The 16,224-nt window shown below is 34.7% G+C and carries 14 protein-coding genes; 4 read left to right on the top strand and 10 right to left on the bottom strand.

Annotation, left to right across the window (positions count from 1 at the left end):
• Positions 1 to 6: 6 nt before the first annotated feature.
• Positions 7 to 3,123 carry a SusC/RagA family TonB-linked outer membrane protein gene (locus BK054_RS08695; protein ID WP_058699306.1) on the bottom strand — a complete coding sequence of 1,039 codons (3,117 nt, stop codon included), beginning with the start codon at positions 3,121 to 3,123 and terminating at the stop codon, positions 7 to 9.
• Positions 3,124 to 3,537: 414 nt separating this feature from the next.
• Here BK054_RS08695 and BK054_RS08690 point away from each other — a divergent pair, with 414 nt between their 5' ends.
• Positions 3,538 to 3,999 carry an Lrp/AsnC family transcriptional regulator gene (locus tag BK054_RS08690; protein WP_058699305.1) on the top strand — a complete coding sequence of 154 codons (462 nt, stop codon included), beginning with the start codon at positions 3,538 to 3,540 and terminating at the stop codon, positions 3,997 to 3,999.
• Between the two features lie 53 nt (positions 4,000 to 4,052).
• Here BK054_RS08690 and BK054_RS08685 read toward each other — a convergent pair whose 3' ends face one another.
• From BK054_RS08685 to BK054_RS08645, 9 genes are all read right to left on the bottom strand, one after another.
• Positions 4,053 to 4,667, bottom strand: a complete 615-nt coding sequence (locus BK054_RS08685; protein ID WP_006257240.1) for a deoxynucleoside kinase — start codon at positions 4,665 to 4,667, stop codon at positions 4,053 to 4,055.
• The gene (locus BK054_RS08680; RefSeq protein WP_058699304.1) at positions 4,667 to 5,533 is read right to left on the bottom strand and encodes a hypothetical protein; all 867 of its coding nucleotides are present in this window, start codon (positions 5,531 to 5,533) and stop codon (positions 4,667 to 4,669) included. Before BK054_RS08680 ends, BK054_RS08685 begins: the two co-directional genes overlap by 1 nt.
• A 12-nt stretch (positions 5,534 to 5,545) precedes the next feature.
• Positions 5,546 to 6,031, bottom strand: a complete 486-nt coding sequence (locus tag BK054_RS08675; RefSeq protein WP_058699303.1) for a dihydrofolate reductase — start codon at positions 6,029 to 6,031, stop codon at positions 5,546 to 5,548.
• Between the two features lie 4 nt (positions 6,032 to 6,035).
• Entirely contained in the window at positions 6,036 to 6,446 is a 411-nt protein-coding gene (locus BK054_RS08670) for a 2TM domain-containing protein (RefSeq protein WP_006257243.1), read from the bottom strand.
• Positions 6,447 to 6,469: 23 nt separating this feature from the next.
• Entirely contained in the window at positions 6,470 to 7,294 is an 825-nt protein-coding gene (locus BK054_RS08665) for a thymidylate synthase (RefSeq protein WP_016650208.1), read from the bottom strand.
• 26 nt (positions 7,295 to 7,320) lie between these two features.
• Positions 7,321 to 7,953 carry a bifunctional nuclease family protein gene (locus BK054_RS08660; protein ID WP_016650207.1) on the bottom strand — a complete coding sequence of 211 codons (633 nt, stop codon included), beginning with the start codon at positions 7,951 to 7,953 and terminating at the stop codon, positions 7,321 to 7,323.
• Positions 7,954 to 8,044: 91 nt separating this feature from the next.
• The gene (locus BK054_RS08655) at positions 8,045 to 9,013 is read right to left on the bottom strand and encodes an electron transfer flavoprotein subunit alpha/FixB family protein (protein ID WP_006257246.1); all 969 of its coding nucleotides are present in this window, start codon (positions 9,011 to 9,013) and stop codon (positions 8,045 to 8,047) included.
• A 36-nt stretch (positions 9,014 to 9,049) separates the two neighbouring features.
• Positions 9,050 to 9,796 carry an electron transfer flavoprotein subunit beta/FixA family protein gene (locus BK054_RS08650; RefSeq protein ID WP_006257247.1) on the bottom strand — a complete coding sequence of 249 codons (747 nt, stop codon included), beginning with the start codon at positions 9,794 to 9,796 and terminating at the stop codon, positions 9,050 to 9,052.
• 976 nt (positions 9,797 to 10,772) lie between these two features.
• Positions 10,773 to 11,609 (bottom strand): AraC family transcriptional regulator, encoded by an 837-nt coding sequence (locus BK054_RS08645; protein WP_058699302.1) that lies wholly within the window; start codon positions 11,607 to 11,609, stop codon positions 10,773 to 10,775.
• A 176-nt stretch (positions 11,610 to 11,785) separates the two neighbouring features.
• Between BK054_RS08645 and BK054_RS08640 the strand changes: the two genes are divergently transcribed.
• The 3 genes from BK054_RS08640 to BK054_RS08630 all read left to right on the top strand — a co-directional run bounded on the left by BK054_RS08640 (position 11,786) and on the right by BK054_RS08630 (position 16,178).
• Positions 11,786 to 12,331, top strand: a complete 546-nt coding sequence (locus tag BK054_RS08640) for a GNAT family N-acetyltransferase (RefSeq protein WP_058699301.1) — start codon at positions 11,786 to 11,788, stop codon at positions 12,329 to 12,331.
• Between the two features lie 306 nt (positions 12,332 to 12,637).
• Positions 12,638 to 13,615, top strand: a complete 978-nt coding sequence (locus BK054_RS08635) for a pyruvate dehydrogenase complex E1 component subunit beta (RefSeq protein ID WP_006257250.1) — start codon at positions 12,638 to 12,640, stop codon at positions 13,613 to 13,615.
• Between the two features lie 73 nt (positions 13,616 to 13,688).
• Positions 13,689 to 16,178, top strand: a complete 2,490-nt coding sequence (locus tag BK054_RS08630; RefSeq protein WP_058699300.1) for a DUF5686 and carboxypeptidase-like regulatory domain-containing protein — start codon at positions 13,689 to 13,691, stop codon at positions 16,176 to 16,178.
• Positions 16,179 to 16,224: the final 46 nt, after the last annotated feature.

The following is a 16,224-nucleotide window of genomic DNA, read 5'->3' as shown; positions in this document are numbered from 1 at the left end:
ACTCTTTTAGAAATTAATATTTAATCCAACAGATAGGGTTGCAGATAGAGGCACACGATAGTTAGTCACCCCGTTAATTGCTTGCTCTGGATCGATACCTTTATGTGACTGGAAAGTCAATAAATTCTCTCCTTGCACATATACCCTTGCTTGTTTTAATTTAAACTTACCTAAACTTTCGATAGGTAAAGTATACCCAAGTGTTAATGCTTTTAATCTTAAATAATCATTCTTATACAGGAATCTAGTAGATGTTGCAGCAAAGTTATTTGTAGAGTTAATAAGTACTGGGATATCCGTAATATCACCCGGCTTTTGCCAACGATTAACTATATCAGGTGAACTTTGATATCCTATAGACATACCATTCATTAATCCCGAATAATCATTATCATAAATATAACCACCTAAACTAAAATTAAAGAATGCACTAAAATCAAAGTTTTTATAAGATAAAGCCGTATTAAATCCTCCTACTAGTTTTGGAAGAGCAGACTTATTATAGTAACGCGTTGCCTCGTTATAGTCCTTTGTAGTTTCTCTTCCTATCACTTGACCATCTGTATCCACTACATCCTTATACCACATTCCATATCCATCATTAGAATCTACACCAGCCCAATCTCTCAAATAGAAATCATAAAGAGAGCGACCTTCTGCCCATCTATTTAACCCACTGATAAAACTGTCTTGCGTCAGTGATTTAATCTTATTTCTATCAATAGAGAAATTAAGTGAAGTATCCCATTTCCAATCGCCAGAACGTATATTATGAGAAGTCAAGCTTACCTCTAATCCATAGTTTTCTATTGTTCCAGCATTAGATAATATCTCTAAGTTACCAGTAGAAGGAGCTTGTGGAATAGCAAATAATAAATCTATAGAACGCTTTTTATAATAATCAACCGATCCTTCTATTCTATTGTTAAACAAACTAAAATCGATACCAGCATTGAATGAAGCTGTTTTCTCCCATGTCAAATATGGATCAGCTAAATCACCTAATACAACCCCTGGATTATCTAACTGATTATAACCTGTATCAAATAACCTTAAGTAAGGAAAATACTTCCCTGTGATATTATTATTTCCTAGCTCACCATAAGAAACTCTTAATTTTAATAAGTCAATAGTATTATTGTCTACTAAGAAATCTTCTGATGACACTATCCAAGATCCTCCTACTGAGTAGAAGTTTCCTTTTCGAACAGATTTATCAAAACGAGTACTTGCATCACGTCTAAACGATCCTTCTATAAAATACTTATTTGCATAATCATAACTCACCCTTCCTAAATAACTAGTCAATCTATCCTCTACATCATATCCATTGATACCCTCTAATGAGGTACCACTCCCTATCTCTGTATTACCAGGTAAGAATCCTGTAGTAGAAGCATTAAAGAAATCTTTCTTAAATTTATAAGCCTCGTAGATACCATCTACTGCAATATGGTGTTCACCTAATGTCTTATCATAGTGCAATGCATTAATAAAGTTCAATGTCTCTGACGTATCCTTGAATCTAAGTACACGACCATTCACACTAGATGCCTGACCATACTGAGAGTTGTTGTACTCTTTATTGTCATAGTCATACTTTTCATAAGACAGATTAGTTCTGAAATATAACCCCTCAGCCAAATCTAACTTAGCAAAACCATTCCAACTCGTCGTAGATCGTCTAATTACAGTACTATTGTTTTGTAATATCCCTGCAGCATTCTCACCACTCATGATAGGGCGAACACTATTAATATCTTTACTTGAAGCATTACCATAATCATAGATCAGACTTCCTTGAGCATCATATACTACTTGTCCATTTAAGTCTCTTTTATATACAGGATACACACTAGGCATAGCATAGATCCATCCCATTGGACTATAAAGATTAGTACCACTCTGTACAGGGAAGTTTTGATTAGACGCAGAGTACGCAGTATTAGCCCCTAATTGTAACCAATCTGTCACTTGACTTTCTATATTAAGACGAACAGTCGTACGCTCAAAGTTCGAAGTCTTAATCATTCCATCTTGGTTTAAGTAGTTACCTGAAAGAAAATAAGTTGTACGATCACCTCCTCCTGCTACATTAAAATTATATTCATTTCTAAACGCTTGGTTTCTCTGTAACTCTTTTTTCCAATCCGTCTCCCATAACAGCGGATTCTTAACTGTCCAGTTACCATTATAATCCACAGGTTGATCTGTTCCAAATGGGTTATAACCAAAGTAACTGACTAACCCATCTGAAGCCGTTCTACGTGCTGTCTCTTCATCTTGGCCTAACACATACTGATAGTTATTCTTTCTAGCTTCCCATAGATACTGTGTATACCCACGTGTATCTAAAACTTTATGTGTTTTCACAGCATCGAATGCTACTCCAGAACTCAACTTGATATTCACGTCTGGTTGGCTATTTAGCTTACCCATTTTTGTTTTAATCAGGATTACACCATTAGCTCCACGAGAACCGTATAAGGCTGTAGAGGACGCATCTTTCAGCACGTTGATACTTTCTATCTGATCTGCACTTATTGAGCTGATGTATCCTGAATACGGAGCCCCATCTAATATAATTAATGGATCTGCTGATGCATTGATAGAACCGATACCACGAATGCGTATTGTAGGGCTCTCTCCAGGTTGAGAGTTAGAGTTTATGATATTCACTCCAGCTACTGTTCCTTGTAGTGCAGACACTACAGAAGTAGACACTTGCTTATCTAGAGCATCGCTCTTAATCTGACTAATCGCACCTACTACAGCTTTTTGTTTTTGAGCACCATAAGCCACGATTACGATATCGTCTAAGCCTATTACATCCTCTGCTAAGCTAATATTCACTACACGCTGCTTAGTCACGGTGATAGACTGAGGTTTAAAACCTACATATTCGAACTGAAGCACATCACCTTCATTCACATCGATAGTATACTTACCATCTAAATCTGTTTGTACTCCTTTCGTAGAATTTTTAACGATAACTGAGACACCAGGTAGAGAGAATCCCCCTTGCTCTCTTACCACACCTGTCACAGTTACTTGTTGTGCTAAAGCCACATTACACAACAGTAGCAAGCTACTTACTAGTAGCCGAAGTTTAATACTTTTCATTTATACTAAAAATTTTATTATTTTTAGCAGCACACACATTATCTATCGTTTTTTTGCTGCTTAAAAAAACGATACAAAAAAAGGAGGCTCTACCAAAGCCTCCTTTTCTGTTATTAAAACAAAAAATCAATAAAGCTTTTCTTCACATAAGGGTACACACATCTCCTCCATACACATAGAGAAGTTTTTTGCAAGAACAGGTGTACTGCATGATTTCGAAATAGGTTTTACTATCTTTTGTATAATCTTCATTTACTTATTTTTTATCTGATATAACAGTGCAAAGATATACACATAAATATTTTTTCTATAACAACTCTTTAATTATAGAAAAAACAACTAAATATCAGTATTTTAAAAGAAAAAACAATTACTTTTACCTCACTCAAACTTCAGTAAACAGAAAAATTAACTATGCAACATATAGATGAGATTGATAAAAGACTGCTAATCGAACTTCAATTAGACGGAAAACAATCGACAAAACAGCTAGCAGAGAAAGTAAACTTATCACTTACACCTGTACACGAAAGAATAAAGAAGCTTGAAGCAACAGGAATTATTCAAGGATATTCTGCTCAAGTCAACCCAGATTTACTAGGAAAAAAACTAATCGTCTACTGTCAAGTCATACTGATCAGACATCAAGAAAGTCTATTCGAAGAATTTGAGAAATATGTAAAGGGCTTAGACGAAGTATTAGAAGCTTCTTATATAGCAGGGGACTATGACTTCTTTTTAAAGTTATTAGTTGACGACGTACAAGCCTATCAACAATTCGTAGTACACAAAATCTCTAAACTAGAAATTATATCTAATATCAAAAGTTCTTTTGTAATTCAGACGATCAAAAAGACTTCTAATATACCTTTATAAAAAAAGCCCTGAAATCAAATGATATCAGGGCTTTCCTTTATTCTATATTAACTCTAAAATAGACCGTTTATTTCAGCATCTATTTTATTAATTACGTTTCCTAAATCTTCTGGGTTTTCTACGAAATCCAAATTATCTACATCGATAATTAGTAACTTCCCTTTGTCATACCCTTTAATCCACTCTTCATATCGTTCATTTAATTTGTTTAAATACTCGATAGAAATAGAGTTTTCATAATCTCTTCCTCTCTTTTGGATTTGCCCTACTAGATTAGGTACAGAGCTTCTTAAATAGATTAATAAATCTGGAGCCCCTACCAACTCTTGCATCAATTCGAATAAAGAAGAGTAGTTCTGAAAATCACGATTAGACATTAAGCCCATTGCGTGTAAGTTCGGCGCGAAGATATGTGCATCTTCATATATTGTACGATCCTGGATAATCGTCTTACCACTTTGTCTAATTTGTAAAACTTGACGAAAACGGCTATTTAAAAAATACACTTGTAAGTTAAAAGACCATCTGTCCATCTGGTGGTAGAAGTCATCTAGATAAGGATTATCTACTACATCCTCATAATGAGGTTCCCACCCATAGTGTTTGGCTAATAAATTCGTAAGCGTAGTCTTCCCTGCGCCTATATTTCCAGCAATAGCTATATGCATTACGGTAATTTTATAAAGTAATTATTTATTTTCTGTCCGTCAAAAATACTCAATTTTTGATTGCCATAAAAGAAGCCTGAAATGCTTTTTTCTTTTGTATCTAGTACAGAAGTCTTATTCGCTTTTAAATCAACAAAGTATAATTTATCTTTATAAGAATAAAGTAATTTATCTACCTCTAGTATTTGCATTAAATCGTATTCCGTCTCTAGATTATAGGTTACAACCTCTTTTCCTACTAGATCATTACCATGTAATATATTCTCCTCATCTACCCAAAAGAACATATGCGCCAGTGTCAAATATTGTTTAATCTTAGCTTCTTCAGGAAAAGTAAATACACGGTGTAACTCATAAGTAACACTGTTGTATAAATTCACTGATCTGTTGCGCTCATTCACTAACCAATAATTACGTTTAGTGCTCACCCCAGCAAAACTAGTCTCCATAGTCGGAAACTTAACTCCTAATTCGATGACATTGCGTTCTGCTAATTCTCTATTGACTAATACAAAAGCCTTCTTTTCTTTATAGAAAAGCATTAGTTCTAGAGGATTAGTAATATCGATTAAGGTAAGAGAGTCAAAATTCTTACTCTTATAAGAAGTACCACTATATTTTGTGTTCTTTCTAAAAACATCTCCTTCTTTTAGATAAGTACTTTCATAAATATCTTTACCTAAGAACTGCTGATCCTTACCTACATTTTCATTATTCTGAAACTTTAGTCGTAAGGTATCCTTAATGACGATTGGCTCATCCTTCACTACAGTTTCTTTTTTTTGATCTATTGTTTTAGAAGATTCTTGAGCATATCCCAAAAATCCAACTAGAGCAACAATTAAACAAAAAAATATCTTTTTCATAACTTACTTTTTTTAGCTTTTCATATATGTCAAAAAGGTAAACGGATACTGATGTCTTGCATCTTTATCATGAAACTCCTCTCTGACTAACTTCCACTCTTTAGGATCTATAACAGGAAAGAAAGCATCTGCCTCTAATACCGTATGTACACGAGTTAGTTCTATCTTATCTGCAAAAGGAAGTGCTAGATTATAGATTTCTCCTCCGCCTATAATAAAACTCTCTTCTTGCTCTGTTACTAAATCTAAAGCCTTTTCTAAACTATTCACTACAATACACGATGCTGGAGCCTCGTACTCCTCTTGGCGTGTAATGATGATATGCGTACGATTAGGTAAAGGTTTTGGAAAAGACTCAAAAGTCTTTCTCCCCATAATAATAAAATGATGAGACGTTAAGTCTTTAAAATGTTTAAAATCATCTGGCAAATGCCATAACAAATCATTGTCTTTACCTAAAGCATTATTCTCTGCAGCTGCAGCGATCAGTGTCAGCATATTTTTATTTTTTATCTAATTCTGGTGAGCTAGTAGGAGTTGGTTGTTGGATTTGCTCTAAATCTCTCTGTGTATCTACTAATGGAAAATCCTTCTCTACTTTTGCTCTTAATTCTTTGATGCGTTGTTCTTGTAGTTCTACTAAACGTCTTACTTGCTTATCCTCCCATCGCTTACCCATAAAGCGATCTACGATTAACACATTCACAGCGTGTAAGAATACTAACAATGCCCATATCCCGATAGCATACGGCCACCAAATCGTAACTGTAGTCTGATCCTGAACTAAGCCGTTAAAACAAAACATGGCAATACTCCCTAAAACAAATACGACGAAGTGAAAGAATAACATCTTTCTTTGTTTTAATCGTTTGCGTGCATATTCATACATTTCGTAAGATTCATCTCTTTTCATAAGCTATATTTTTATTATTCTGTTTATACAGACACTTGTCCTTTTATAGCAGGATGAGGATCATATCCCTCAAGTGTAAAATCTTCGTATTTAAAACTAAATATATCTTTCACCTCTTTATTGATTACCATTCGAGGCAACGGCTTTGGTTCTCTACTTAGCTGTAGTGTCACTTGCTCTATATGATTATTATAGATATGCACATCCCCGAATGTATGGATAAAATCTCCTACTTCTAGATCACATACCTGAGCGACCATCATCGTTAACAAGGCATAAGAAGCAATATTAAAAGGTACTCCCAAGAATACATCTGCACTGCGCTGATATAACTGACAAGACAGCTTCCCATCTGCTACATAGAACTGAAAGAATGAATGACATGGAGGCAATGCCGCCTTTCCATTCGCTACGTTATCTGCAAAAGAGATAGAAGTGTCTGGCATCACACTAGGGTTCCATGCAGACACCATTATACGTCTACTGTTAGGGTTGTTCTTCAGGGTATCTATCACCTCTTTTATCTGGTCTATCCCTTCTCCATTCCAGTTTCTCCATTGATATCCATACACAGGTCCTAGATCACCGTTCTCATCAGCCCACTCATCCCATATACGCACTCCATGCTCACTAAGATACTTAATATTCGTATCTCCGTTTAAGAACCACAACAACTCATAGATGATAGACTTTAAATGTACTTTCTTAGTCGTCACTAAAGGGAAACCTTCTGCTAAGTCAAATCGCATCTGGTGTCCGAATATACTCTTGGTTCCTGTACCTGTTCGATCTCCTTTTTGTGTTCCTTTATCAAGTACTTGTTGTACTAAGTCTAAGTATTGTCTCATTGTTGTGTTGTCTATATATAGGGTTATTATCTTTTATTTAACTCATCTCTTAGCAAAGCTGCCTTTTCATAGTCCTCACTTGCTAAAGCATCATCTAACATCTTCTCTAGATCTGATTTAGTATAACTAGAAAAATCATTTGCCTTCGCCTCTTCTTCTAAAAACTGTTCTACCTGAGAAGCAATGTCCTCTCCTGAATGTGGTACTCTACGCTCTTCTACTGTTTCTTCCTCTTCTTCCACCTCAGCACTAAGGATGATACCTGCTCTATCAAGAATATCTTTATACGTATAAATAGGGGCATAAAAGCGTATTGCTAGTGCTATCGCATCTGATGTACGTGCATCTATCGTCTCTTCTACTCCATCTCTTACACAGACTAGACTAGAGTAAAACACTCCATCTAATAGCCTGTTAATGATAACTTCTTTGACTATGATACTATATCGATCTGCTAGGGTCTTAAACAGATCATGAGTCAGAGGTCTAGGTGGTTTAATATCATCCTCTATCGCTATCGCAATAGACTGAGCTTCAAAGGCTCCTATTACGATAGGCAATTTTCTACTTCCTACCTCTTCTTCTAGTATAAGTGCATATGCACCATTCTGTGTATGACTATAAGAGATCCCACTTACCGTTAATTTTATTAAACTCATAATTATTTTTTATACAAAAAAAGCAACTAAAACAAAGATATAAATATTCTTTGTCTTAGTTGCCTTATATATTTAAAAGCTTATAAAATGCTTATGCATTCTTAGCCTTAAACTCTTTTAATTTCTCTACTAATTGAGGTACTACTTGGAATGCATCTCCTACGATACCATAGTCAGCTACTTTAAAGAATGGTGCTTCCGCATCTGTATTAATAGCTACTTTTACTTTAGAAGAGTTCACCCCTGCGATATGTTGGATAGCTCCAGAGATACCTACAGCGATATATAAGTTCGCAGCTACAGGCTTACCTGTTTGTCCTACGTGCTCTTCATGCGATCTCCACCCTAAGTCAGATACAGGCTTAGAACAAGCTAATGCTCCACCTAATACTTCTGCTAAGTCTTCGATCATCTTCCAGTTCTCTGGTCCTTTTAATCCACGTCCTCCTGATACTACTACATCAGCATCAGCGATAGTTACTTTTCCAGATACTTTTTCTACTCCTTCTACTTTTAGGCTGAAGTCAGCATCGTTTAACGATGGTGCAAAATCCTCAGCTGCAGCAGCTCCAGAAGCCTCTACTAGTCCGTAAGAGTTCTTAGCTAATGCTAATACTTTTACATCTGTAGTTAATTCTGTATGTGTAAATGCTTTAGTAGAGAAAGAGTTTCTCTTCACTACGAAAGGAGAAGTACTCTCTGGCAAAGCTACCACGTTAGAAGCATATCCAGCGTTTAGAGCTACTGCTACATAAGGAGCAGCGTATAAACTGTCTGTTGTAGAAGATAATACTACTACTTTAGCTCCTTCTTTAGCAGCTGCTTGTTTGATTACATCTGCATAAGCTTTAGCATTAAAGTTAGCTAACTTATCGTTAGATACTTTTAATACTTTATCTACACCGTATTTTCCTAATTCGCTTACGTCTGAAGCATTGATCGTTACAGCTGTCACAGTTGTTCCTAATGACTCTGCTACTTTTTTAGCATAAGAAGCTAACTCTAATGCTACTTTTTTAAATTTTCCTTCTGCTGATTCAGCATATATTAAAACTGACATAATTCTTCTTTTTTAAAGGTTTACAAATAAATGAAATTAGATAACTTTTGCCTCGTTGTGTAACAAGTTGATTAACTCATCTAAGTTATCAGGTGAAATCATTTTACAAGCTGATTTTGGAGCTGGTTTTTCGAATTTCACATCTTTAGTAGTTTCTTCTGCTCCTACTGGTTCTACTACAGCTAAAGCCTTTGTTCTAGCTGACATAATACCACGCATATTAGGAATGCGCAAGTCTTTTTCATCTACGATACCTTTTTGTCCTCCGATTACTAATGGCAATTTTCCAGAGATAGTCTCTTTACCACCGTCTATCTGACGAATCGCTTTCACAGAAGTACCTTCTACTTCTAACCCCTCACATGAGTTAACGAAATCGTATCCTAAGAATGCAGCTAGCATTCCTGGTACCATTCCACCATTATAATCTAAAGATTCCTTACCAGCTAATACTAAGTCAAAACCTCCATTTTTTACTACTTCTGCTAATTGTTTTGCTACGAACATTCCGTCAGTAGGATTAGCATTCACACGGATAGCCTCATCTGCTCCGATAGCTAATGCTTTACGCAACGTAGCTTCAGTATCAGGTCCACCTACATTCACTACAGTAACTGTAGCTCCTTGTTTCTCTTTGAACCAAATCGCTCTAGTTAAAGAATACTCGTCATTAGGATTGATTACAAACTGTACTCCATTTGTATCAAATGTTGTATCTCCATTCGTGAAGTTAATTTTTGAAGTAGTATCAGGCACATGACTGATGCAAACTAATATTTTCATTTTTATATCGTTTTTTGTGTTTCACATTTACTTACCGAACGAAAATAAGAATTTATTTTTGATATTTTACTATGCGTGCATATAAAATTATCAGTCTTATTTAAATAGATTCTAATTAACAAACTTTTACCTCTACCCTTTTATAATGCTCCACACCCCTTAATTATATTGAAATACAAACTTTTTCTTTCCTATTTATGGTAAGGGTACTCCTGTCCTTATCCTATTATTTCTCTTTTAATAACAACTTTTTTAATAAAAGAATTAACACGAATTTGGTTAAATAATCTTTTAATCCCCTTACTTCTACTCTTAGTCTCCGAACAGAATTAGGTTATCGCCACAGACAAATTCAAGTTTTAATCTATGCTTAAAGTACTAATATCACCTTCCTTATAATAGCTATCTAAGCAAAACTCTTTTCTTTTTAAGTAATTTACTAGTTCTCTCTACTTCTTCAACACCGCTACAACACTTCTTCAAGACTTCTTCAACAAACAACGTCTTAACTAGAGCAATCATGGAGAAGTCTTGACGAACTGTTGAAGGAAATAGCACAAAGCCTTGTATACAGTAGTATTAATACTAATATACATCTAACCACCTTAAAAGTCTCTATAACCAAAAACAATTAATTATCAACAAATTATCTTTTAAATATAGTAAAAATAAAGAAAAAAAACATCCTCTCTTTTTTATTATAAAGAGGCTTAAAAGAGGATATAAAGCCATCACAGATAACAAAATTCACTCACTAGGATATAAAACAACCTCAATCCCCCCCTAAAAGGATAAGAATAAGAGAAAAAAAGTAGACAAAAAATTAATAACATAAAAGCTGATTACAATCTCTCATGAAAAAGTAAATAATAAGGAGAGAGGATATACACATTCAAAATACAGTGTTTAGCTAATGCAGATTGCTATAATCTAACTATAATACTAAAATATAGGTATAAACTACAAATCAGCAAGTCTATCTCCTAAATTCTAATGGATTCACTCCTGTCTCTCGCTTAAAAAAGCGCCCCATATAAGAAGGATCTTGAAAGTTTAACTGCTCGGCTATTTGGCTAATATTCAAATCCGTATTGCGAAGGTAATGTTTAATCTCTAATACCACTTGACGATTAATAAGCTCTTTAGGACTATAGTTTAAAAACTGCTGAGTGATCTGTGATAGATAATAAGGTGTAATAAATAAAGTATCTGCATAGAACGCGACATCTCTATGCTGCTTAGCATGATGAGTGATTAGATCCCAGAACTTCCAGCATAGCTCCTCTTGTCTACTGTAATGCTTCTCTATGATTAACTCATCATAATTAACCTGCTCAGATAAACTTAAAAACAAGGTTTGAAATTGGTTACACAATGTCTTTTGAGCATGTATTGATACATTATTCATTAAGTAGATCGTTAAAGACTGCCATAAGTGATAAATACCTATATCCTCCTCTGTAAAAGTCTGTATCGGGAAATAATGTAGATAACTAAACAACTCATTTGGTAGAACATAAGCGATCTCACTAGCAAAATCTCTTTGAATCAAAAAACAATGCATCTTATAGTCTTCTGACGCTTCCTTAAAAGTAATCATATTGTCCTCCCCTACTATGATCAAACTACCTCTAGTCAATACACAATCTTTAAAGTCAAGACTAAGGACAGCTTCTCCATATTCTACAAAAAAAACTGTCAAATAGGCCATAGCCAAAGGATAAGTATTCAACGTATCCTGATCACTAACGCCGTATTCAATCCCAAAACTAAAAGAAATACGTTCTTTTAAATCCATTAAAGCACTTTCCATAAACACATAATAAAACTAGAATACAATACAAATAAACAACTTTAGTTTCTAAAATTACATTTTCATCTAAAATAATCATACAATCAGATTCTAACTATCCATCTACTTTTGCACCAGAATAATAACAAGTACTTCTACTAACAAAAAAAAAGCGGAGTACACAAAATGAAAAGAAGATGAGACTAGAAACAGAAAGATTGATTTTGCGCCCTTGGGAAGAGTCAGATGCAGAGAGTTTATATTTATACGCAAAAGACGAACAAGTAGGTCCAGCAGCAGGTTGGCCTGCACATAAAAGTGTGGAGGAAAGTAAAGCAGTGATCAACAACGAATTTGCACACCCAGAAATATATGCGGTAGCCCTAAAAGACACCAATGAAGCGATAGGATGCATCGGATTATTAATCGGAGAAAACAGTAACTTTGACATTTCTGAAAACGAAGCAGAAGTGGCCTATTGGGTAGGTGTACCGCATTGGGGCAAAGGTTATATCCCAGAAGCACTTAATCGATTAATCAAACACGCATTCGTAGACCTAAAGATGGTAGACTTGTGGTGTGGATTCTATGAAGAAAACGCTAAATCACTACGTGCACAATCAAAATGTGGATTTACATTCGCTTATAAATCAGAAAACAGATACGACAAATACTTTAAAGACGACCGTATCGAAGTAATCACCAGACTTAAATATGAAGATTGGTTACAATCACAGCAATAACACTTCACCCTTCTATCTCTATAGGAGGGTTTCTTTTGATTGGGCATATAGAGATGGCGTAACACCATGAGTTAGGAAATCTCAACGATACAACGATAAACTATAAAAGCTAAAATACTACAACACCTTCAACTAAAGGCGTATAATATTAAAGAATTGTAAATCAGAAATAAAGTAGGTTATAAAAAATATAATAAAAGAGGACGCATAAGATTAAAACCTATAAAACAATAAAACAGATACTCAAGATAAAGATATTTTTTCCTATTTTTGCTTTCGTAAATTAATTACACAAAATAGAAAATTATGAGAACGATTCAATTTAGAGAGGCCGTGTGTGAAGCGATGAGCGAAGAAATGCGTCGCGACGAATCAATATATTTAATAGGTGAAGAAGTAGCTGAATATAACGGTGCTTATAAAGCTTCTAAAGGTATGTTGGACGAATTCGGTCCAAAACGTGTTATCGATGCTCCGATTGCAGAGTTAGGATTTGCTGGTATTGCAGTTGGATCTGCAATGAATGGTAACCGTCCTATCGTTGAGTTTATGACTTTCAACTTCTCTTTAGTAGGAATCGACCAAATTATAAACAATGCTGCTAAGATGCGTCAGATGTCTGGTGGTCAATTTAATATTCCTATCGTATTCCGTGGACCTACTGCATCTGCAGGACAATTAGGTGCAACTCACTCACAAGCTTTTGAAAACTGGTATGCTAATGTACCTGGATTAAAAGTAGTAGTACCATCTAACGTATATGACTGTAAAGGATTATTAAAAGCGGCTATCCGTGATAATGACCCTGTTATCTTCATGGAATCTGAGCAAATGTATGGTGATAAAGGTGAAGTGCCAGAAGGAGAATACACTATCCCATTAGGAGTAGCTGATATTAAGAGAGAAGGTACTGATGTAACTATCGTTTCTTTTGGTAAAATCATCAAAGAAGCTTATAAAGCTGCTGATGAACTAGCTCAAGAAGGTATCTCTTGTGAAATTATTGACTTGCGTACTGTACGTCCATTAGATCAAGAGGCTATTCTTAAATCTGTAAAGAAAACAAATCGTCTAGTAATTCTAGAGGAGGCTTGGCCATTTGGAAGTATTTCTTCTGAAATTACTTATATGGTACAAGAGCAAGCATTCGATCATTTAGATGCTCCTATCCAAAGAATCACGACTGCTGATACACCAGCACCATATTCTCCAGTATTACTACAAGAGTGGCTACCTAACGCTAACGATGTAGTGAAAGCTGTAAAAAAAGTACTTTACAAGTAAAAAAAATAACGTATATTTGATAGACTCCATCTTATGCTAAGATGGAGTCTTTTTTTATGAATACTACTTTACTATGAAAAATAAAGTTAAGTTTCTATTATTATTTCTACTCGTTTCAGCATTTAGTTGGGGACAAACCAAAGTAAGTGGAAAAATAATTGACGAAAACAACTTAGAGGTACCATTTGCTAGCGTTTACTTTAAAAACTCTACTGATGGGGTAATTGCTAATGAATCTGGTAAGTTCTACTTAGAATCAACCAAAACATATAACACTCTAGTGGTGTCTTTCGTGGGTTATAAAACACTTGAAATTCCGTTAGAGGGAAAAACAAATCTAGATCTAAAAGTCGTTCTACAAGATGACAACACCTTAGATGAAGTTAAAATCTATGCTGGTAAAACTTCTAAGAAGAATAACCCTGCCTTAGATATTCTACGTAAAATATGGGAGCGTAAACGCAAGAATGGTTTATATATGTTCTCTCAATACGAGTATGATAAATACGAAAAAGTAGAGTTTGACTTAAACAGTATAGATAGCGCATACCAGAAGAAAAAACTATTCAGAGGTATGGAGTTCATCTTCGAACAAGTAGACACCAACCGCATTACAGGGAAGACATACTTACCTATTTTTATCAATGAAAATATAGGTCAGGTATATGGTGATAATAGAAACGGTAAGAAAATCGAAAAAACCTTAGGAAACAAAAACTCAGGTTTTGATACGAATCAACATATTATCGAATTCGTTAAAGACCTATACGCTGAGTATAATATCTACAACAATTATATCAAGATATTCGATAAAGACTTCGTCAGTCCACTATCTCGTACAGGTATTAATGTGTATAACTATGTACTAGCAGATAGTGCTTATATAGATGATAAATGGTGTTTTAATATCGTATACTACCCTAGACGTAAAGGAGAACTAACATTCAAAGGAGACTTCTGGGTGAACGACTCTACATTCGCAATCAAGAAAATTAATATGGAAGCGAGTAGAGATGCAAATATTAACTGGGTTAAAGAGATTTATATAGAGCAAGAATTCGATGTTCTAAATGATTCTGTATTCCTATTGACTAAAGATCACTTCATGTCTGACTTTGCCCTTTCTAAAAGAGAGAAGTCTAAAGGGGTCTATGGTAAGCGTACTTCTATCTATAAACATCACAAATTTGATATAGAGCATCCTGATGAATTCTATCAAAAGAATGTGAATGTATATGATGAAGGAATCTATAAAAGAGATGAAGACTTCTGGAAAAGTTATCGCTTTGAATCATTAAGTAAAGACGAACTAGGAATCTATAAAATGCTAGATACATTAAAAACAGTACCTAAGTTTAAGTTCCTATTTGATCTATCATCTACTATAGCGAGTAACTACTACAATATCGATAAGTATAAATTTGACTACGGACCTATCTTTTCTACTTTTGGATATAACGATATTGAAGGGTTGCGTTTGCGTGCTGGTGGAAGAACTTACTTTGGTCCGAATGACAGATGGAGATTAGAAGGATATGGTGCATACGGATTTAAAGATAATCAGTTTAAATATGGCGTAAGTGCTAAAGTACTATTGCACAACGATAGTAGATTAATCTTATTCGGAGGAAACCGTAGAGATATAGAGCAAATAGGTGTAAGTCTTACAGAGACAAATGATGTATTGGGAAGAAGTTTTGCTTCGAACTCTTTATTTGCGAGTGGAGATAATACGAAATTGACTAAAATTAATCTTTCTACAGTAGGTTTAGAAATAGAACCTGTCAAGAACTTAAAGTTTAGTACTTCGTTTAATTATAGAACACTAAGAGCGGCATCAGACTTATTTAACCTAGACTACTACGAGGATAAAGAGAATAATATCATCGCTAACGAAACAAAACAGTCTGAGTTTAACCTAACTGCCGAATATACACCTAAACGAAAAACAATAGGATACGGTGTAGATAGAACAGATGTAGATAAAAAATACCTACGTATGTTCTTAAAGTATACACAAGGGTTCAAAGGTGTAATAGATAGTGACTTCGAGTATAAAAAAGTTCAATTCTATGCTAGAAAACCATTATTGTTAGGAGGTTTTGGTACATTGACACCTACATTCGAAGCAGGGAAGACATTCGGAGAAGTACCTCTAGGGTTATTAAGTGTTGTACCTGGTAACCAGTCGTGGTTTAATATCGAAAATACGTTTGCGAACTTAAACTACTACGAATTTGTTACAGATCAATATGCATCATTACATTTAGAGCACAATTTTGGAGGTCGTTTATTCTCTCGTATTCCATGGTTAAGAGATTTCAATTTACGTGAGATCGTAGGAGTTAGAGGAATATACGGAAAGGTCTCACAAGAGAACATCGATTTAAATGCATCAGGACTACAATACAAGGCACCTAGTGATGTGTATTATGAATATTATATAGGTGTAGGTAATATATTTAAAATCTTTAGACTTGATTTAAGTTGGAGAGGAAATTACCTAGATATGCCTGACGCTAGAAAGTTTGCTATTAGAGGATCTTTCGGAATTTATTTCTAATAATTAATCTAAAACTTGTTATAAACAAGTAATTAGAGTACTTTTG

It is taken from the genome of Myroides sp. ZB35 (assembly GCF_001865835.1).
Lineage (GTDB): Bacteria > Bacteroidota > Bacteroidia > Flavobacteriales > Flavobacteriaceae > Flavobacterium > Flavobacterium odoratimimum.
This window is presented reverse-complemented; position numbering and strand designations above follow the sequence as displayed.